Annotated in this window: 14 protein-coding genes, 2 tRNA genes and 1 pseudogene; 9 read left to right on the top strand and 8 right to left on the bottom strand. The window is 66.2% G+C overall.

The window, feature by feature from the left end; genetic code table 11:
* Positions 1-8: 8 nt before the first annotated feature.
* The 3 genes from ACQ7JA_RS10405 (at position 9) to ACQ7JA_RS10415 (ending at position 1,694) form a co-directional block, all read left to right on the top strand.
* Positions 9-788 carry a peptidylprolyl isomerase gene (locus ACQ7JA_RS10405; protein WP_430897279.1) on the top strand — a complete coding sequence of 260 codons (780 nt, stop codon included), beginning with the start codon at positions 9-11 and terminating at the stop codon, positions 786-788.
* Between the two features lie 352 nt (positions 789-1,140).
* Positions 1,141-1,491, top strand: a complete 351-nt coding sequence (locus ACQ7JA_RS10410) for a hypothetical protein (protein WP_430897281.1) — start codon at positions 1,141-1,143, stop codon at positions 1,489-1,491.
* Positions 1,492-1,502: 11 nt separating this feature from the next.
* A complete protein-coding gene (locus tag ACQ7JA_RS10415; RefSeq protein ID WP_430897283.1) occupies positions 1,503-1,694 on the top strand; it encodes a hypothetical protein in 192 nt (63 codons plus the stop codon).
* A 55-nt stretch (positions 1,695-1,749) separates the two neighbouring features.
* On the opposite strand, the gene purL is transcribed toward ACQ7JA_RS10415, so the two are convergent.
* Positions 1,750-5,775: a phosphoribosylformylglycinamidine synthase gene (purL, locus tag ACQ7JA_RS10420; protein WP_430897285.1), complete on the bottom strand. Its 4,026-nt coding sequence runs from the start codon at positions 5,773-5,775 to the stop codon at positions 1,750-1,752.
* A gap of 187 nt (positions 5,776-5,962) precedes the next feature.
* Here purL and ACQ7JA_RS10425 point away from each other — a divergent pair, with 187 nt between their 5' ends.
* From ACQ7JA_RS10425 to ACQ7JA_RS10435, 3 genes are all read left to right on the top strand, one after another.
* Positions 5,963-7,591, top strand: coding sequence for a tetratricopeptide repeat protein (locus ACQ7JA_RS10425; protein WP_430897287.1), 1,629 nt, complete (start codon positions 5,963-5,965; stop codon positions 7,589-7,591).
* A gap of 195 nt (positions 7,592-7,786) precedes the next feature.
* Positions 7,787-8,452, top strand: a complete 666-nt coding sequence (locus ACQ7JA_RS10430; RefSeq protein ID WP_430897289.1) for a PEP-CTERM sorting domain-containing protein — start codon at positions 7,787-7,789, stop codon at positions 8,450-8,452.
* Between the two features lie 109 nt (positions 8,453-8,561).
* Complete coding sequence (locus ACQ7JA_RS10435) at positions 8,562-9,197, top strand: SAM-dependent methyltransferase (protein ID WP_430897291.1); 636 nt, start codon at positions 8,562-8,564, stop codon at positions 9,195-9,197.
* A 38-nt stretch (positions 9,198-9,235) separates the two neighbouring features.
* Here ACQ7JA_RS10435 and ACQ7JA_RS10440 read toward each other — a convergent pair whose 3' ends face one another.
* Entirely contained in the window at positions 9,236-12,868 is a 3,633-nt protein-coding gene (locus ACQ7JA_RS10440; RefSeq protein WP_430897293.1) for a hydantoinase B/oxoprolinase family protein, read from the bottom strand.
* Positions 12,869-12,954: 86 nt separating this feature from the next.
* Between ACQ7JA_RS10440 and ACQ7JA_RS10445 the strand changes: the two genes are divergently transcribed.
* Positions 12,955-14,448, top strand: coding sequence for an NAD(P)H-hydrate dehydratase (locus ACQ7JA_RS10445; RefSeq protein WP_430897295.1), 1,494 nt, complete (start codon positions 12,955-12,957; stop codon positions 14,446-14,448).
* A 4-nt stretch (positions 14,449-14,452) separates the two neighbouring features.
* Here ACQ7JA_RS10445 and ACQ7JA_RS10450 read toward each other — a convergent pair whose 3' ends face one another.
* Entirely contained in the window at positions 14,453-15,169 is a 717-nt protein-coding gene (locus ACQ7JA_RS10450) for an ABC transporter ATP-binding protein (protein ID WP_430897297.1), read from the bottom strand.
* 97 nt (positions 15,170-15,266) lie between these two features.
* Between ACQ7JA_RS10450 and ACQ7JA_RS10455 the strand changes: the two genes are divergently transcribed.
* Entirely contained in the window at positions 15,267-15,800 is a 534-nt protein-coding gene (locus tag ACQ7JA_RS10455) for an arylesterase (RefSeq protein WP_430897299.1), read from the top strand.
* A complete protein-coding gene (gene mnmH, locus ACQ7JA_RS10460) occupies positions 15,800-16,855 on the top strand; it encodes a tRNA 2-selenouridine(34) synthase MnmH (RefSeq protein WP_430897301.1) in 1,056 nt (351 codons plus the stop codon). The genes ACQ7JA_RS10455 and mnmH overlap by 1 nt, the downstream gene beginning before the upstream one ends.
* A 39-nt stretch (positions 16,856-16,894) precedes the next feature.
* On the opposite strand, the pseudogene ACQ7JA_RS10465 reads toward mnmH, so the two are convergent.
* The 5 genes and pseudogenes from ACQ7JA_RS10465 to ACQ7JA_RS10485 form a co-directional block, all read right to left on the bottom strand.
* A pseudogene (locus ACQ7JA_RS10465) lies at positions 16,895-17,116 on the bottom strand (transposase); the annotation flags it as partial.
* A gap of 255 nt (positions 17,117-17,371) precedes the next feature.
* The gene (locus ACQ7JA_RS10470; protein WP_430897303.1) at positions 17,372-19,294 is read right to left on the bottom strand and encodes a SurA N-terminal domain-containing protein; all 1,923 of its coding nucleotides are present in this window, start codon (positions 19,292-19,294) and stop codon (positions 17,372-17,374) included.
* Positions 19,295-19,527: 233 nt separating this feature from the next.
* A tRNA-Asp gene (locus ACQ7JA_RS10475) sits at positions 19,528-19,604 on the bottom strand.
* A 19-nt stretch (positions 19,605-19,623) separates the two neighbouring features.
* Positions 19,624-19,700 (bottom strand) — tRNA-Asp (locus ACQ7JA_RS10480).
* 82 nt (positions 19,701-19,782) lie between these two features.
* A complete protein-coding gene (locus tag ACQ7JA_RS10485) occupies positions 19,783-20,055 on the bottom strand; it encodes an HU family DNA-binding protein (protein WP_430897305.1) in 273 nt (90 codons plus the stop codon).
* Between the last annotated feature and the right edge of the window lie 80 nt (positions 20,056-20,135).

The raw sequence follows: 20,135 nt of genomic DNA on the forward strand, positions 1-20,135 counted from the left end.
CCTCAACAATGATTTTGAAGCCAGCCCGTCTGCTGTTAGCCATGACTGCAATCGTTGCCGCGCCTGCATTCGCGCAGAACGTCGCGACCGTCAATGGCAAGGCCATCCCGGCGGCAAAGGTTGACCAGCTGGTCAAGCAAGTTGTCGCACAAGGCCGCGCCACCGATTCGCCGCAGCTGCGTGACGCGATCAAGAAAGACCTCATCGGCCGCGAAGTCCTGATCCAGGAAGCCGACAAGCAAGGTATCGGCGGCCGCGCCGAAGTCAAGGCGGCAATCGACAACGCCCGCCAGAGCATCATCATCAACGCGATGCTCGCCGACTACGTCAAGAAGAACCCGGTCAAGGATGCCGACATCAAGGCCGAGTACGACAAGTACAAGGCTGCCGTGGGCGACAAGGAATACCACGCACGCCACATCCTGGTCCCGACCGAAGACGAAGCCAAGGCCATCATCACCAAGCTGAAGGGCGGCGCCAAGTTCGAAGACCTGGCCAAGGCCCAGTCGAAAGACGGCTCGGCGCAGAACGGCGGCGACCTGGACTGGGCAAGCCCGGCCAACTATGTGCCTGAGTTCTCGAAAGCCATGACCGCCCTGCAAAAAGGCGCCATCACCGACACCCCGGTCAAGAGCCAGTACGGCTTCCACGTGATCAAGCTGGAAGACGTGCGCCAGGCCAAGATCCCGGCCCTGGACGAAGTCAAGCAGCAGGTCGCGGAACAGCTGCAGCAGCGCCAGCTGGCGCAGTACCGCGAAAGCCTGGTCAAGAAGGCCAAGATCCAGTAATTGGGGATGGGTCGAAGAAGAAGCGCTCCCGAGGGGGCGCTTTTTTATTGCCTGTATGCTGACGAAGCTGGCGGAATTGTCGAAGTCAGCTGCGCGCGATGAACCCGACCTCATCCGACGCCGCCCCGGCGCAGGCCGGGGCCCAGTTCGCACACACCGCGCCTACGTTTGCTTTCTCACTGTGCGTGGGAAGTGGACGAATCAATGCCAGTGGCATGAATTCGGCCTTCGCCGGGATGACGTTGGCGAGAATGGCGTGCGTCCCCTCCTACGCCGCCATCGCCCGTGCTCCTATTGAGACTTCCTCCAGCCGCATTACCATGTTCCCGAAGCCATCCAATAGGAGAACACCATGGATCAAAACAAGGATCAGGACAACAATCTCGACGGCGGCCGCGGCGGACCGGGTGACGACATGCCCATGCCGGGCGCCGGGACCTCGAACGCCGGCCATTACACGGCGAACCCCGCAGGCCGTGGCGGCGGCATTGTCGGCTCGTCGCCGGAAGCGCAGCTCAATCCGCCGGGCAAGCCGCAGAGCGGCCAGGGCAGCGCGACCGAGCCGGTGGCGCCGGGCACCGCAGGCATCGCATCGCGCGAAGCTGCCGCGGGCCGGATGGCCGGTGGCGCCGGCGGCGGGGATATGGGCAACCAGCCGCCGAACGCCGACAGCAATTTGAGCGGCGACGCGGGCGACGACTAGCAGGAGGCATCATGAACGATGATCTGAAGCAGGAACCGGGCGCCGGCGGCGGCCAGCCCGGCCAGGACAAGCAGCCTGGCGGGACAGGAGCCGGTAAGTCCCCCGCTGCCGATAGCGGCACGACGGCCGGCGCCGGCGCCGGTATCCCGCCGGGCACGCCGGGCGGCAACGGCAGCAAGGACGAGCCGATCTGGGGCAGCTGAGCCTCGAATTGAAAAGCGCTTCCGAGGAAGCGCTTTTTTCTACCCTTTTGCTATCTCAGCCCAGCCACTTGCGCGCATTCTGGAACATGCGCGCCCATGGCGCCGCGTCGCTCCAGGAGTCCGGCGCCCACGAATGGACGACGGTGCGGAACACGCGTTCCGCGTGCGGCATCATCGCGGTGAAGCGTCCATCCTCGGTCGTCACGGCGGTCAGGCCGCCCGGCGAGCCGTTCGGATTGAACGGATAGGCCTCGGTGGCCTGGCCGCGGTTGTCGACATAACGCAGGGCCTTGACGGCCGCATCGATGTCGCCGGTCAGCGAGAAGTCCGCGAAGCCTTCGCCGTGGGCGATGGCGATCGGCGCGTGAGTGCCGGCCATCCCCTGGAAGAAGATCGACGGCGAGTCCAGCACCTCGACCATGCCGAAGCGGGCTTCGAACTGCTCCGACTTGTTGCGGGTGAACTTCGGCCACGCATGCGCGCCCGGGATGATCGGCTTCAGGTTGGCGAGCATCTGGCAACCGTTGCACACGCCCAGGCCGAAGGTGTCCTTGCGCGCGAAGAAGGCCGCGAACTGGTCCGCCAGCTGCGGGTTGAACAGGATGGTCTTGGCCCAGCCCTCGCCCGCACCCAGCACGTCACCGTAGGAGAAACCGCCCACCGCGATCACGCCGTGGAAGTCGTCCAGCTTCGCGCGGCCGGCGATCAGGTCGCTCATGTGCACGTCGACGGCGGTGAAGCCGGCCTGGTGCATCGACCAGGCGGTCTCGATGTGCGAGTTCACGCCCTGCTCGCGCAGGATGGCCACGCGCGGACGTGCACCCGTGGCGATGAAGGGCGCCGCGATGTTCTCGCTCGGATCGAAAGTCAGGATCGGCGACATGCCCGGATCCTGCTCGTCCAGCAGGCGGTCGTATTCCTGGTCGGCACAGGCCGGGTTGTCGCGCAGGCGCGCGATGCGCCAGCTGGTCTCGCTCCACAGGCGGTGCAGCGCGCTGCGCTTGACGTTGTAGATCACCTTCGCGTCACGGGTGAACTCGATCACGCCACGGTCGTTCAGCTTGCCGATGATGTGGCTGCAGGCGCCCAGGCCCCCTTCGCGCAGCACGCCCATCACGGCCTGCTTGTCTTCCGCGCGCACCTGCACCACCGCGCCCAGCTCTTCACTGAACAGCGCGCGCAGGGTCATCTCGTTGCGGCGCTCGCCGACCTGGGTGGCCCAGTTCTTGGCGTCGCCCCAGTCGGAGGCGTGCTCGCCTTCCATGGTGAGAATGTCGAGGTTGACCGACACGCCGGCGCGGCCGGCGAAGGCCATCTCGGTGAGGGTGGCGAACAGGCCGCCGTCCGAGCGGTCGTGGTAGGCCAGCAGCTTGCCTTCCTTGTTCAGTCGCTGGATCGCGTTGAAGAAGGCTTTCAGGTCTTCCGGCGAATCGACGTCCGGCACGCTGTCGCCGATCTGCTGCGTCACCTGCGCCAGTGCGGATGCGCCCAGGCGGTTCTTGCCGCGGCCCAGGTCGATCAGCACCAGGGCGGTGTCGCCCAGATCGGTGCGCAGCCGCGGAGTCAGCGAACGGCGCACGTCCGAGACCGGCGCGAAGCTCGAGACGATCAGCGACACCGGCGAGATGACGGCCTTGTTCGCGCCGTCCTCGTTCCAGGTGGTGCGCATCGACAGCGAATCCTTGCCGACCGGGATCGACACGCCCAGGGCCGGGCACAGTTCCATGCCCACGGCCTTCACGGTGTCGAACAGCGCGGCGTCCTGGCCCGGCTGGCCGCAGGCCGCCATCCAGTTGGCCGACAGCTTGATGTCGCCGATCTGCTCGATCGCCGCGGCGGCGATGTTGGTGATCGCCTCGCCCACGGCCATGCGGCCCGACGCGGCGGCGTCGATCACGGCCAGCGGCGTGCGCTCGCCCATCGCCATCGCTTCGCCCACGAAGCCCTCGTAGGACATGGCGGTGACGGCGCAGTCGGCAACCGGGACCTGCCACGGGCCGACCATCTGGTCGCGCACGGTCATGGCGCCCACGGTACGGTCGCCGATGGTGATCAGGAAGGATTTGTCGGCGACGCTCGGCAGCAGCAGCACGCGGCGCGCGGCTTCTTCGAGCTCGATGCCGGTCAGGTCGATGGCCGGGAAGTCGTACTTCACGTGCTCGACGTCGCGCAGCATCTTCGGCGGCTTGCCGAGCAGGACTTCCATCGGCATGTCCACCGGGGAGTTGTCAGCCTGCGGGTCGATCACGCGCAGCTGGCGCTCTTCGGTGGCGGTGCCGACCACCGCATACGGGCAGCGCTCGCGCTCGCACAGGGCGGCGAACTTGTCGAGGTCCATCGGCGCGATCGCCAGCACATAGCGCTCCTGCGATTCATTGGACCAGATCTCTTTCGGCGCCATGCCGCTTTCTTCCAGCGGCACCTTGCGCAGATCGAACAGCGCGCCGCGCTTGGCGTCGTTGACGATTTCCGGGAAGGCGTTCGACAGGCCGCCCGCGCCCACGTCGTGGATCGAGATGATCGGATTGTCCGCGCCCATCTGCCAGCAGCCGTTGATGACTTCCTGGGCGCGGCGCTCCATCTCCGGATTGCCGCGCTGGACCGAGTCGAAGTCCAGGTCGGCGGTATTGGTGCCGGTCGCCATCGAGGACGCGGCCGAGCCGCCCATGCCGATGCGCATGCCCGGGCCGCCCAGCTGGATCAGGAGGCTGCCGACCGGGATCTCGTCCTTGTGGGTGTGCTCGGCCGAGATATTGCCGATGCCGCCGGCGATCATGATGGGCTTGTGGTAGCCGTAGACGGCGTTCGCCGCGCCGACGTTCTGCTCATAGGAGCGGAAGTAGCCGCCCAGGACCGGTCGGCCGAATTCGTTGCTGAAGGCGGCGCCGCCGATCGGGCCGTCGATCATGATCTGCAGCGGCGAGGCGATGCGTTCCGGCTTGCCGTAGACCGCATCCACGCGCCCGGCTTCACCCTTGCTGACGTCGCTGGCGTTCTCCCACGGACGCTCGGCGCCCGGGATCAGGAGGTTCGACACGGTGAAGCCGGTCAGGCCTGCCTTCGGCTTGGCGCCGCGGCCGGTGGCGCCCTCGTCGCGGATCTCGCCGCCGGCGCCGGTCGAGGCGCCCGGGAAGGGCGAGATCGCGGTCGGGTGGTTGTGGGTCTCGACCTTCATCAGGGTATGCACCAGCTCCGTCGACGGGGCATATTCCTGTTTCTCACGCGGGAAGAAACGGGTGACGGTCGCGCCCTCGATGATCGAGGAGTTGTCGCTGTAGGCGACCACGGTGCCGCGCGGGTTCAGCTGGTGGGTGTTCTTGATCATGCCGAACAGCGACTTGTCCTGCCTGACGCCGTCGATGATCCAGTCGGCGTTGAAGATCTTGTGGCGGCAGTGCTCGGAGTTCGCCTGGGCGAACATCATGAGCTCGACGTCGGTCGGGTTGCGCTGCGCCTTCGTGAACGCCTCGTGCAGGTAGTCGATCTCGTCGATCGACATCGCCAGGCCCAGTTCCGTGTTGGCGCGCACCAGCGCGTCGCGGCCCTGCCCGATCACGTCCACGGTCTCCAGCGGCTTGCCTTCGAGTTCGTCGAACAGGCGCGAGGCCTCGTCGGCGTTGCGCAGCACCGTCTCGGTCATGCGGTCGTGCAGCAGCGCGGCGACCAGGCCGACTTCTTCGTCGTCCAGCTTCTTCGGCGCGCCGATGCCGGTGCCGAGCAGGCCGCTCTTGAGCACCACGGTGTAGCCGACGCCGCGTTCGATGCGGTGCACATGGGCCATGCCGCAGTTGTGCGCGATGTCGGTGGCCTTCGAGGCCCACGGCGAGATCGTACCCAGGCGCGGGATCACGAAGAACTCCTCGGTCACGCCTTCGTACAAAGTCTGGGCGGCAGGCTCGCCGTAGGTGAGCATGGCCGATAGACGCTCGGTGTCCTCCACGGACAGCGGTGCGCTGCTGTCGATGAAGTGGTAGAAGCGGGCCTGGACTGCGGCAATCGACGGGGCGACCGATTGGAGTTGCGACAGGAGGCGTTGGCTACGGAAGGCGGAGAGGGCGTTGGAACCCGGCAGAATCAACATGGCTGAGAAGTCGGTTGACGCAGCGTGGCTGCTAGGGTGGAAGATAGCCCGCTATTATACAGTGTTGCAATGCAGCGATGCATGCTGCCCAATGAAAGGCTTGTAGAACGGACATTTCTTGATCCCTCAGGAACTTATCGGTATTGTAAGGGCTACATAATTACGATCCGAAGAACGGAAAGCGAAGATGCAAGAGAATGCGAACCTGTCGGTCCTGATCGTCGATCCGAACCAGGGCATGCGCGGCAGCCTGCAGAACATGCTGAACCAGTCCGGCATCAGCAAGGTCGAGTCGGCGATCAACGCCAGCATGGCCATCAAGCAGCTCGGCAAACGGGCCTACGACATCATCCTGTGCGAATACGACCTCGGCGGCCCCAGCGGCGACGGCCAGGACGGCCAGCAGCTGCTCGAAGACCTGCGCCTCCACCGCCTGATCACGGCCTCCACCATCTTCATCATGCTGACTTCGGAAGGCGTCTACGACAAGGTCGTGAGCGCCGCCGAACTGACCCCGACCGATTACGTATTAAAACCCTTCACCGTCGAGATGCTGAGCAGCCGCATCAGGCGCGCGCTTGAGCGCCGCACCGCCCTGCTCCCGGTCTGGCAGCTCGCCGCCCAGGGCAAGCCGGTCGACGCCATCCGCGCCTGCACCACGGCGGCGATCGCCAGCCCGCGCTACGCGCTCGACTTCCTGCGCCTGAAGGCCGAGCTGCACACATCGAGCGGCGAACACGCGCAAGCCGGCAGCATCTACCGCGACGTGCTGGCCGAGCGCCCGCTGGGCTGGGCCGGCCTGGGCCTGGCGCGCACCATGGTGGCCCAGGGCCAGATCGAGGAAGCCCGCGACACGCTCGAACAGCTGGTGCAGGCCAATCCGCGCCTGATGGCCGCCTACGACCTGCTGGCGCGCTGCCACGAGAAACTCGGCGCCAGCCAGGACGCCCAGAAGGTGCTGGAAGACGCGGTCTCGATCTCGCCGCACATGGTGCGGCGCCTGCGCAAGCTCGGCGAAGTCGCGATGGAGAACGGCGACGCGCTGGCCGCCGAGAAGTCCTTCAAGCAGGTCGTCACCAAGGCCAGGTATTCGGAATTCCGCAATCCCGAAGACCACGTCAACCTCGTGAAAGCCCTGGTCACGCGCGGCGACGTGCAGGGCGCGAGCGGCGTGATCCGCGACCTGGAGCGTTCGATGCGCGGTAGCGCCGAGGTCGACGCCTGCAAGGCCTTTTCCAGCGCCCTGCTCCACGAAAAAATGGGCAATGGCAGCGCCGCGGTGGCCGAGTTGCAGATGGCGGCCGGCGCCGCGCGGACCAGCAATGCCTTGTCCTCGAACCTGCGCATCGGCCTGGCCGAAGCCTGCCTCGAACACCAGATGGACGAACAGGCTTCGAACGTCATGATGACCGTGATGCATGACGTCTCCAGCCCGGTCAGCATCGACGAAGCCATGGGTGTGTTCGTGCGCGCGGGCCGTCCCGACCTGGCCGACGGCATGGGCGCCCAACTGCGCGCCCAGGCCCAGATCCTGCTCGGGGTGGCCGACGAGAAGCGCAATATGGGCGACGTGCGTGGCGCAGTCCAGACCCTGCTCGAGGCGCTGCACATGGCGCCGGGCAATCTGCAGGTGATGGTCGCGGTGGCCGGGGGCATACTGCGACAGGTGAACGAAATGGGGTGGGACCACACGCTCGGCGGGGTCGCAAGGGAGCAGATCGAGAAGCTGCGGGTAATGGACCCGAATCATCCGCGCCTTCTGGCGCTCACCAGGGAATTCCTGGAAGCGCAGCGCAAGTTCGGTATTTCGACCTGACGAAGGGGCGTACGCCACAGCGTTCGCCTACCTGCAATGACGGGCAAGGAATAGCGCGGCGCGCTCGTGTCGGCCTTCTTTACACTGGCGGCAATCGTCAATACAAGACCACTGATTCTAAAAGGAAATTTCTCTATGGCATAGGATTTGCTTAAAGCATCGAGTAGTAAGCAAATCACAACTAGGGAGAAAAACATGAAATCAATTCGCTCGTTGTCGGCTGCTGTCTGCGTCGCTGCGCTGGCCTGGTCTACCGCGGTTTCCGCCGAAGTCATCAACAACACCGCCGTCGTCAGTACTGCCAGCCCGTTCGGCGCGCCCGACACTGCAACCTACGGCCAGACGTTCACTGTCGGCACCGATAATGTATTGAATGGTTTCTCGCTGTTCCTGAACGGTCGAGTGGGTTCGAGCCTGGACTTGCGCGGCTATGTCGCCGGCTGGGACGGCAACAAGGCGACAAGCATCCTCTACACGAGCACGACGCGTACGGCAACGGCCACCAGCGGCATGCAGGAGTTCGCCTTCGATACCGGCGCCCTTGCACTGACGGCCGGCGCGCAGTATGTGCTGTTCCTGTCGGTGTCGGAACTCGCTGCACAGGCTGATAGCGTGTACGACATGCCGATCACGGGCAACAACTACGGCGGCGGGCATTTCGTGTACTTCAACAACGGCGTCAACTTCAGCGCCCTGACCAGTAGCCAATGGGATTGCTCCACCGATTGCTTCGGCGCCGACGCGGCTTTCCGTGCCACGCTGACGAGCAGCGCCGACGTGCCCGAACCGGCATCGCTGGCGCTTCTCAGCCTAAGTCTGTTGGGCCTGGCCGGTTCGCGCGCCGGCCGCCGCAAGGACTGAGCGGCTTCACGGGGAACCGCTGGCCGGCATTCGCCAGCCAGCGGGGCGGCATCAAGGACGGGAATTGTGGCGTGCTGTATCATCCCGCACCTCGTCAAGAAAGCCGCACATGCTCATCATTACCATCAAACAGGGCAAGGAAAAGAACCTGCTCAACGGCGACCCGTGGATCTACCTGTCGGCCATCGACAAGGTCGAGGGTAAACCCCACGAACGCAGCAAGATCGGCGCCACGGCGCTCGTCCAGTCTTCCTCGCGCCAGTTCCTGGCCCGCGCCGCCTACAACGTCAAGTCGCAGATCGCCGGGCGCGTCTGGACCCTGCGCGAGGACGAACCGGTCGACCACGCCATGATCAAGCGCCGCGTGCAGGCGGCCGTCGCGCGCCGGCTCGGGAACGTTCCCGCCGCGGATCCCCAGGCCCTCGTTCAGTTGATCGACGGTGAACAGGATGGCTTGTCCGGCCTGCAGGTCCACGGTGTCGGCGGCGCTGCGGGCTACCTCGTCTGCCAGTTCAATGCCGGGGGTGTCGAATACTGGAAGATTCCGATCGTGCAGGCCCTCCTCAAGGAAACCAACTGCCCGAACGTCTACGAACGCTGCGACAAGCTGGTACGGGAAGCCGAGGGCTTGCCGTTCCGGTCGCGCGTGCTGGCTGGCGAAGAACCGCCGCAGCGCCTGATGGTGCGGGCAGATGGTCGGCTTGCGCCAATGGACATCCGCACCGGGTTCGTCTACCCGCGCTGAGTATATCGCGGTGTTGTTTCGAGCCGTGCAAGGCGTGGCTATCGGTCGGCGCCAGCGGCGTCGGCTTCATTCCGCCGCATTCCATAGCCACCGCCGCCTGGTGTCTCGATCACCAGCACATCGCCCGGCGCCATGTCCACCTTGCCGATGTGGCCGAGGGTTTCCACCGTCCCGTCGGCCCGCAGGACCGTGTTTCTTCCCCGCTCACCTGGCTCGCCGCCCGCCATGCCGAAAGGCGCATGGATGCGGTTGTTCGAGAGGATCGCCGCCGTCATCGGCTCGAGGAAACGCACCTTCCTCGTGCCGCCATTCCCACCATGCCAGCGCCCTGCTCCGCCCGAGCCCTGGCGGATCTCGTAGCTCTCCAGGCGAACAGGGAAGCGGAACTCGAGGATTTCCGGGTCCGTCAGCCGCGAGTTGGTCATGTTCGTCTGGACCACGTCGGTACCGTCGAAGCCTTCCCCCGCCCCCGAGCCGCCGGAGATCGTCTCGTAGTACTGGTAGCGTTCGTTCCCGAAGGTGAAGTTGTTCATCGTGCCCTGGCTTGCCGCCATCACGCCGAGGGCGCCGTAGAGCGCGTTGGTGATGCAGGTGGAAGTCTCGACATTCCCCGAGACCACCGAGGCCGGATAGTGCGGATTGAGCATGGAACCCGGCGGGATGATGACCTTGAGCGGCTTGAGGCAGCCGCCGTTGAGGGGAATCTCGTCGTCGACCAAAGTGCGGAAGACGTACAGCACCGCCGCCATGCAGACGGCCGACGGCGCATTGAAGTTGTTCGGCAGCTGGGCCGACGTGCCGGTGAAATCGATCTCCGCGCTGCGGCTGGCCTGGTGGACGCGGATCGCCACTTCGATGCGGGCGCCGTTGTCGAGGTCGTAGCTGTAGCGGCCATCCTTGAGGGCCGAGATCACGCGCCGCACCGCTTCTTCCGCATTGTCCTGCACATGGCCCATGTAGGCACGCACGACATCCAGGCCGAAATGCGCGACCATGCGGTGCAGTTCCTCGACGCCCTTCTGGTTGGCCGCGACCTGGGCGCGCAGGTCGGCCATGTTCTGGTCCGGATTCCTCGCCGGGTAGCGGCCGCTGCCGAGCAGGACACGGGCCGCATCTTCGCGCAGGATGCCGTCGCCGCCGTCGACCAGCTTGAAGTTGTCGATCAGGACGCCTTCCTGCTCGATGTGGTGCGAGTCCGGCGGCATGGATCCCGGCGTGGTGCCGCCGATGTCGGCGTGGTGGCCGCGCGAGCCGACGTAGAACAGGATTTCCCTTCCCGCCTCGTCGAACACGGGCGAGATCACGGTGACGTCGGGCAGGTGGGTGCCGCCGTTGTACGGATCGTTGAGCACATAGACGTCGCCGGCCTTCATCCTGCCCGCGTTCTTGCGCATCACGGTCTTGATGCTCTCGCCCATCGAGCCGAGGTGCACGGGCATGTGCGGCGCATTCGCGACCAGGTTGCCGCTTGCGTCGAAGATCGCGCAGCTGAAGTCCAGGCGCTCCTTGATGTTCACCGAATACGCCGTGTTCTGCAGCCGCAGGCCCATCTGCTCGGCAATCGACATGAACAGGTTGTTGAAGATCTCGAGCATCACCGGGTCGGCCGTGGTGCCGATGGCGCGCCGCGCGGGCAGCGCCTCCACGCGCCTGAGCACGAGGTGATTGTAGGGGGTCACCTCGGCCTGCCATCCCGGCTCCACGACGGTGGTCGCATTCGCTTCGGCGATGATCGCCGGGCCGCGCACGACGTCGCCGGGCCCGATGGACTCGCGCACGTAGATACCGGTGTCATGCCAGGCGCCGCCGCTGTACATCCTCACCGTTTCGCCGGCCTGCGGCTGCGCGCCGGTCGAGACGACGGACGCCTGCATCTCGCCGGGCGCGTCCGAGCGGCCGATCGCCTCCACGGAAACCGCTTCGACGACCAGGCCGCGCGAAGGCATCAGGAAGGAATAACGGCGTTTATAGGCCTGCTCGAATGCCGCCTGCATGGCGGCCGGGTCGGCGAAGGGCACGACGATGGCCGAATCGGTGCCCTCGTAGCGCAGGTGCACGCGCAGGACCAGTCCGATGCGTTCTTCGGCCACGCCCTGCCGCAGCAATTGGCCGCGCGCATCCTGGCCGAGGCTTGAGAGCTCCTGTGCCAGTGCATCGCTTCCCAGTTCGGCCAGGCGCCGTTCGATGGCGCGCTCGCGCATCGCGGTCTGGTCGGCCAGGCCCATGCCGTAGGCCGACAGCACGCCGGCCAGCGAATGGATGAAGACCGTCTTCATGCCCAGCGCGTCGGCGACGAGACAGGCGTGCTGTCCGCCGGCGCCGCCGAAGCTCGTCAGGGCATACTCGGTGACGTCGTGGCCGCGCTGCACGGAGATCTGCTTGATCGCATTGGCCATATTCCCGACCGCGATCCGGATGAAGCCTTCGGCCACTTCTTCCGGCGCCGGCGTCTGGCCGGTACTGGCGCCGATCTCCTGCGCCATCGCGGTGAAGCCCGCGCGCACGGCGCCGGGGTCGAGCGCGTCGATGCCCATCGGCCCGAACAGGCGCGGGAAGTGGCGCGGCTGGATCTTGCCGAGCATGACGTTGCAGTCGGTGACCGCGAGCGGTCCGCCGCGCCGGTAGCTGGCGGGGCCCGGGTTGGCGCCGGCGCTGTCGGGCCCCACGCGGTAGCGCGCGCCGTCGAAGTGCAGGATCGAGCCGCCGCCGGCCGCCACCGTGTGGATGCTCATCATCGGCGCGCGCATGCGTACGCCGGCGACCTGGGTCTCAAACACGCGTTCGAACTCCCCGGAGTAATGCGACACGTCGGTCGAGGTGCCGCCCATGTCGAAGCCGATCACGCGTTCGAAGCCGGCCAGGCGGCTGGCGCGCACCATGCCGACGATGCCGCCGGCCGGCCCCGACAGGATGCTGTCCTTGCCCTGGAAGGCGCGCGCATCGGTCAGGCCGCCGCTCGATTGCATGAACTGCAGGTTTACGCCGGGCAGTTCGCCGGCGACCTGGTCGACGTAGCGGCGCAGGATCGGGGAGAGATAGGCGTCGACCACGGTGGTGTCGCCACGCGCCACGAGCTTCATCAAGGGGCTGACTTCGTGCGAACTCGAGACCTGGGTGAAGCCGATCCCGCGCGCGATGCGCGCCACCGCCGCCTCGTGCGCCGTGTACCGGTAGCCGTGCATGAAGACGATGGCAAGCGAACGCAGGCCGCGGTCGTAGGCAGCCTGCAGCGCGGCGCGCGTGGCCGGCTCGTCCAGCTCGCGCACCACGTCGCCATGCGCCCCCATGCGTTCAATCACCTCGATCACCTCGCCATAGAGCAGCTCGGGCAGCACGATGTGGCGGTCGAACAGGCGCGGCCGGTTCTGGTAGGCGATGCGCAGCGCATCCCGGAAGCCTTTCGTGATGGCCAGCACGGTCGGCTCGCCCTTGCGCTCCAGTAGCGCATTGGTGGCCACCGTCGTGCCCATCTTGACCGCCTCGACCAGGGAAGCGGGAATCTGGTCGCCGGCCGCCACGCCCAGCAGGTGGCGGATGCCGGCCACCGCAGCGTCGCGGTACTGCTCCGGGTTTTCGGACAGCAGCTTGTGGGTGAGGAGCTGCCCGTCGGGCCTGCGCGCCACGATGTCGGTGAAGGTGCCGCCGCGATCGATCCAGAACTGCCAGTCCATGCTTCTCTCCTGCCCCATGCCGTCGATCCCGCTATTCTAGTCGCAGCGCGCGACCGCGCCGGCGAAAATGCACGACAATGCGGAACATGGACAATCATCTTTACACCGTGGCGCAGGTGCGCGCCATCGAACAGGCGGCCTACGCCGGCCTGCCACCCGGAACCCTGATGCGCCGCGCCGGCGAAGCGGCCGCCCGCTACGCCCTCGAACTGCTGGGCGAACGGCGCGACAAGCCCGTGCTCGTGCTGGCCGGCCCCGGCAACAACGGCGGCGACGCGCTCGAAGCAGCGGCCAACCTGGCCGACAGCGGCGTCGACGCCACCGTCCTCTACCAGCCGGGCCAGCGCGAGAGCTCCGACGAGGCCCAGACAGCCCACGAGCGCGCCAGGAGCGGCACCGTCGGCTTCATCGACATGCTGCCGCCAAGCGGCAACTGGGGCTTGGTGGTGGACGGCCTCTTCGGCATCGGCCTGGCGCGTCCGATCGAGGGCGACTACCGCGACATGGTGGAGGCGGTCAACGCAATGCGCTGCCCGGTGCTGGCCCTGGACGTGCCGAGCGGGCTGGACGCCGACACCGGCGCCGTCATCGGTCCGGAAGGCGTCGCAGTCCGCGCTACGCACACCATCACTTTCCTGGGCGACAAGCCGGGGCTGCACACGCTCGATGGGCGCGATCACGCGGGGCACGTGCGGGTGGAGATGCTGGGCGTCGGCACGGAGCTGCTGCCCTCGCCGTCCGCGCGTCTCGGCACGGCCGAGCTGTTCGCGCATCGCCTTGCCGCGCGGCGCCACAACAGCCACAAGGGCAGCTTCGGCGACGTGGCCGTGGTCGGCGGCGCCCATGGCATGGCGGGTGCGCCGGTGCTGGCCGCGCGCGGCGCCCTCCACGCCGGCGCGGGCCGGGTCTTCGTCGCCATGCTGGATTCCAGCCCGGGCTACGACAGCGTCCACCCGGAGCTGATGTTCCGCCAGGCCGACGGTGTCGACCTCACCGGCCGCACCCTCGTCATCGGCCCCGGCATGGGCGACTCCGCCGGTGCGATGCGCCTGCTGGCCAAGGCGCTCGACAGCGACAGCCCCCTCCTGATCGACGCCGACGCCCTCAACCTGATCGGCGCCAGCCCCGACCTGCTGGCGCGCCTGGCCGGCCGCGGCGCCCCGAGCGTATTGACGCCGCATCCCCTGGAAGCGGCGCGCCTGCTCGGACAGGACACGGGCCTGATCCAGTCCGACCGCCTGGCGGCGGCGCGCGAGATCGCCCTGCGCACGCGTGCGACCGTGATCCTGAAGGGTTCGGGCTCCGTGATTGCGCAGCCGGACGGCGCGATCGTGATCAATCCGACCGGGAACGCGGGGCTGGCGACGGCCGGTAGTGGCGACGTGCTCGCGGGGATCTGCGGTGCGCTGCTGGCCCAGGGCTGGCCTGCGTGGGAAGCAGCGATCGGCGCGGCCTGGATCCATGGGGCGGCGGCGGACCTGCTGGTCGCCCATGGCATCGGCCCGATCGGGATGACGGCCGGAGAGCTGCCCGCGGCGGCGCGGGCCGTGCTCAATCTGCTGGTGGCGGAAGTGTCCTAGCGCGTCAAGCCAGCCGGCCTGCCGCGATCGTGATGGTGCGGCCGCAGCGCGCCGCCATCGCCGGATCGTGCGTGACGAGCACCAGGGTCGAACCCCGTTCGCGGTTCAGTTCGAACATCAGCTGGATCACGGATTCGCCGGTCGCCGCATCCAGGCTGCCGGTCGGTTCGTCCGCGAACAGCAGCGGCGGTTCGGTGACGAAGGCCCGCGCCAGGGCGACGCGCTGCTGTTCGCCGCCCGACAGGTATTTCGGATAGTGCTTCAGGCGGCTCGACAGTCCGACCCGTCCCAGCATGGCCTCGGCCCTGGTGCGCGCATCCGGATCGCCGCGCAGTTCCAGCGGCAGCATCACGTTTTCGACGGCATTCAGGTGGGCGAGCAGCTGGAAGGACTGGAACACGAAACCGAGCTTGGCCTTGCGGAACGCCGCGCGGCCGTCCTCGTCGAGGGCGAAGATGTCGGTACCGTCGAGCAGGACCTTGCCCTCGCTCGGCGTGTCGAGGCCGGCCAGCAGGCCGAGCAGGGTCGACTTGCCCGACCCGGAAGCGCCGACGAGCGCGAGCGTCTCGGCCGCTTGCACGGTAAAATCGATGTTTTGCAGGATGGTGAGTTCGCCGCTGGCATCCGCCACCCGCTTCGACAGGCCGCTGACGACGATCGCCGGCGGCCGGGCAGACTCAGTCACCGCACCATTCTTGAACACCTCGGGGTTATCGCGCATGCTGCTTCTTCGTCGTCTTAAAAAGTTGTCCGTCATCGTATTGCTGACGCTGGCCGCGTCCGCGAGCGCCTATTCTGCACCAAAAACCGTACTCGTGGTGGGCGACAGTCTCTCGGCCGAGTATGGCATCACCCGCGGCACGGGCTGGGTCGCCCTGCTCGAGCGCAAGCTCAAGCAGGAGAAGATCGCCGCCAACATCGTCAACGCCAGCATCAGCGGCGAGACGACGATCGGCGGGCGCACCCGCATGCCCGCCCTGCTGGACCAGCACAAGCCCCACATCGTCGTCATCGAACTGGGGGCCAACGACGGCCTGCGCGGCCTGCCGGTGGCCTCGGCCGAGAGCAATCTGCGCGCGATGGTGAGCATGGCGCAGCAGAAGAAAGCCAAGGTCATGCTGGTCGGGATGCGCATGCCGCCGAACTACGGCCGCGCCTATACGGAGAGCTTCTTCAATATGTTCAAAAAGGTCTCGAGCGAGACCAAGTCGCCGCTGGTGCCCTTCATGCTGGAAGGCGTGGCCGACAAGCCCAGCCTGTTCCAGCAGGACCGCCTGCACCCGCTGGCCACTGCCCATCCCATCATCCTGAACAATATCTGGCCGACTTTCTCGGGCCTCGTGAAGAAATAATGAAATACCCTGCCGTCCTCAGTTTTGCCGACATCCTCCCCATGCTGGATGCGTTCGACACCATCATCGACGCGCGCAGCGAGTCCGAGTACGCGCTCGACCGCATCCCCGGCGCGATCAACGCCCCGGTGCTGGACGACGCCCAGCGCATCCGGGTCGGCACGCTGTACAAGCAAACCGGCCCCTTCGAAGCCAAGCGCGTGGGCGCGCCGCTGGTGGCGGCGAATATCGCGCGCCATATCGAAACCCTCTGGGGTGAAAAACCGCGCGAATGGAAACCCCTCGTGTATTGCTGGCGCGGCGGAAACCGCAGCGGCTCGATGGCCCACATCCTGGCGAAGATCGGCTGGCCGGTGGTGCAGCTCGACGGCGGCTACAAGGCCTACCGCGCCCACGTTGCCAGCAGCCTCGAGAACCCGCCCGAGCTCGATTTCCGCGTCGTCTGCGGCACCACGGGCAGCGGCAAGAGCCGCCTGCTCGAAACCTTGAGCGGCATCGGCGCCCAGGTCCTCGACCTCGAGAAGCTGGCCGCGCACCGCGGCTCCGTGCTGGGCCACCTGCCGAACGAGCCGCAGCCCACCCAGAAGTGGTTCGAAAGCCAGATCTGGGACCTGCTGCGCCGCTTCGACCCGGCCCGGCCCGTGTTCGTCGAATCCGAGAGCAAGAAGGTCGGCAACCTGCGCGTGCCGGAAGCCGTCATGGCGCGCATGCGCGCCTCGCCCTGCATCGCCCTGTCGCTCTCGCGCGCGAACCGCGTGCGCCTCCTGATGGAGGATTACGAGCACTTCTGCGCCGATCCCTCGGCCCTGAACGGGCAGCTCGATCACCTGGTGCAGCTGCATGGACGGGACAGGATCACCGCATGGCAGGACATGGCCAACAACGGCGCGATGCCGGAACTGGTGGACCAGCTCCTGGAACAGCACTACGACCCGGCCTACCTGCGCTCGATCGACCGCAACTTCGTGCAGTACCCGGAGGCGGCGACGCTGGAGCTGGACGACATTTCGAAGGGCGATTTCGAAGCGGCGGCGCGCAAGCTGCACGCCGCTTGAGGAACCGGTCCGCCTTCCATCACCGCCAATGCTTTAGGGCAGCCAGCATTCGCGCTTGCGCAGCCGGGCCAGCGGCGTGCCGGTCAGCGCATTGAAGGAGCGGCGGCAGCCCAGGCAGCGATGACGCTGCAGGCCGCTGGCGAAGCCACAGCGGTGCAAGCGCGCGCAAGCACAATGCGGACATGGCCGGCCTGCCGCGGCGGTTTCGATGAGCGCCAGACACTCGGCCGGGTCGCGGATGCTGTCGATCCACTCGCGCAGCCGGCCAGGTCGGACCTGGACAGTGGCGCCGCGGACAGGCAGGCGAACAATGCGTCGAAGCGCAGGCTTTGCATCGTCACTCCAGCATGAGTTAACTCGACGATACGTGTGACTTGGACAACGCGATCTGGTTCACCTAACAATCGCGAACACAGCCTTCATGTTCGCGTCGCACGGTCGATTCGCCGTCGCACGTGGAACAGCAAAAAGCCCGGCCTGCTCGCGCAGCCGGGCTTTTTCATGTGCCGAGGCGTATTACTGCGCGTCGGTGCGCACGCCCAGCTGCGATGGCGAGACGGTGACCTTGGCCTTGGCCTTGGTCTTGAGCGCTTCGACGTAGTTGTACATCTCGGCCTGGCCCACCAGCTGGCCGATCTGCTGCGCTTCCTGGGTGCGGCGCGCGGTGTCCGGCGCGGCAGGCTGGGAGACCTTGCCGATCCGGTAGACGCCATAACCCTGGCCCGGCACTTCCACGCCCACGTAGGCCGGCAGCTTGCTCACGTCCGCCTTCAGCACGGCGAGGGCCGCGGCGGTGTTGATGGTCGGCTGCTTGGTGCGGGCCACCACGGTCGCTGCGCCGAAGCCGGTGGCGTCGCCGGAAGCCTTCGCGGCGGCCAGCTTCTGCTCGCCGGCGGCGCGCGCCAGGCGGGCCGCTTCTTCCAGGGTCACGCGCTGGCGGATCTGGGCGTCGACGTCAGCCAGCGGACGCTTGGTGGCCGGCTTGAACTCGACCACGCGGCCCGAAATCAGGACGCTCGGCGACACCTCGATGGCTTCGGTGTTGCGCTTGTTCTTGACGGCGTCCACGCCGAAGATCGCGGCCAGGAACTTCTCGTTGCTGTACGGCGCCTGCGCCAGGGCCGGATTCGGCTTGCGGGTCAGGCCGTCCACGGTCTCGATCTTCAGGCCCAGCTTGTCGGCGACGGGCTTGAGGCTCTCCGACTGCTCGTACACCATATTGGTGAAGGTCTCGGCCATCTCCGAATACTTCTTCGACAGCTTCTGCTTCTTCAGGTCGGCCGCGATCTCGTCCTTGGCCGCATCCAGCGGCTTTTGCTGGGCAGGCTTGAGCGCGGTGACCTTGATGACGTGGTAGCCGAATTCCGACTGCACCAGGCCGCTGACTTCGCCTTCCTTGAGCGCGTAGATCGCGTCTTCGACCGGCTTCACGAAAGCGCCTTTTTCGACCACGCCCAGGTCGCCGCCCTGCGCGGCCGAGCCCTGGTCCTGCGATTGTGCCTTGGCAATCTCGGCGAAGTTGGCCGGGTTCTTGCGAACCTCCGCCAGCACGCTTTCGGCCTTGGCCTTGGCGGCCGCCTGCTCGGCCGGCTTGGCGTCGCGCGCCAGGTTGATCAGGATGTGGCTCGCGGTGCGCTGCTCCGGCGTGGTGTAGGACTTGAGGTTTTTGTTGTAGTAGTCCGTGACTTCGGCATCGCTCACCTGTACCTGGCTCGCGACCGCTTCCGCATCGAACAGGACGTACTCGGCCTTCACCTGCTCCGGGATGGTGAACAGCTGGGCGTTCTTGTCGTAATAGGCCTTGACCATCGCGTCGGTAACTTTTACCTGCGGCAGGTACTGGGCGATCGGGAACACGAGTTCCTGCACTTCGCGTTCCTGGTCGTTGATGTCCGACAGGCGGGTGGCGACGGTGCGCGGCGCGAAGGCGGTCTGCTGGATCGAGCCGGCCAGCTGCTGCACCGTCAGGTCGCGGCGCAGGCGCTGGTCGTACATCGCCGGGGTCAGGCCCTGGGCGGCCAGCAGGGACTTGTACTGCTCCATGTCGAAGCTGCCGTCCGGCTTGCGCAGGCCGGGGATGTCGGCGATCTGCTTGGCGATGGCGGCGTCGCCCACGGTCATGTGGCTGGCCGCGATCTCGGCGTTGATGGCGCGTTCGGCGACCAGGTTGTTCAGGATGGCCTGCTTGGCTTCCGGGGTCTCGAACATCTTCTGGTCGAACTGCGGGCCCATCATCTGGCGCGCCTGGTCGATCTGGCGGCGCTGGGCTTCTTCCCATTCCTGCTGGGTGACCTTCTGGCCGGCCACGGTCGCCACGCCGGAGGCGGCATCGCCGCGGTCCTGGTAGCTCTCGAGACCAACTAACACGAACGACGGCACGATGATCACGAGCAGCAGCCCCTGCATCACGCGCTTGTTGTTACGGACAAAATCAAACATGGTCAGCCATTCAAGGTTGAAAATGCTTTAACAGCACAGGTTAAAAAAAAAGGCGAACTCGCGTTCGCCTCTTCTCGTTTCCCGAGGCCTTTGCAGACTTCGGATCTTACTGAATTCTGGCGGAGCGGACGGGGCTCGCCCTCGTTCCGCGGGCCGCGGATTGCCTTGCAAGTCAATCCCTTCTCGCCCAAGCCGCGTTCCCCGCAGGGGGAACACTACTTTCCTACATGTTCTGGCGGAGCGGACGGGGCTCGAACCCGCGACCCCCGGCGTGACAGGCCGGTATTCTAACCAACTGAACTACCGCTCCAGAATAATGTTGTGGATGTTGGCGGAGCGGACGGGGCTCGAACCCGCGACCCCCGGCGTGACAGGCCGGTATTCTAACCAACTGAACTACCGCTCCAACAAGCATTCACTACACAATTTTCACTGCGTCGCATTACCTTTGCAGGTAGTGCCCTCTGCATGTCACTGCAGAGAAGGCATTAGTTTACAGCATCTTTCAGAGCTTTACCAGCCTTAAATTTCGGAACCTTCGCAGCTTTAATCTTGATCGGTTCCTTGGTGCGCGGATCGCGGCCGGTACGCGCGGCGCGCTCGCCCACGGTGAAGGTGCCGAAGCCCACCAGCGTGACGCTGTCGTTCTTCTTCAGGGACTCGGTCACGGCTGCGATCATCGCGTCGAGAGCACGCGTCGCCGAGGCCTTGGTGATGTCCGCGGACTTCGCGATTTCTTCGATCAGTTCTGTCTTGTTCACTTCTCAACCCTCGTGTGTTCGTTTGACGCCGCGGCGCCTACTTGCAAAAGTGCAAGCGCGTATTAAACAAGGGCAACATT

Source organism: Massilia sp. BKSP1R2A-1, from assembly GCF_050586525.1.
GTDB lineage: Bacteria > Pseudomonadota > Gammaproteobacteria > Burkholderiales > Burkholderiaceae_D > Telluria.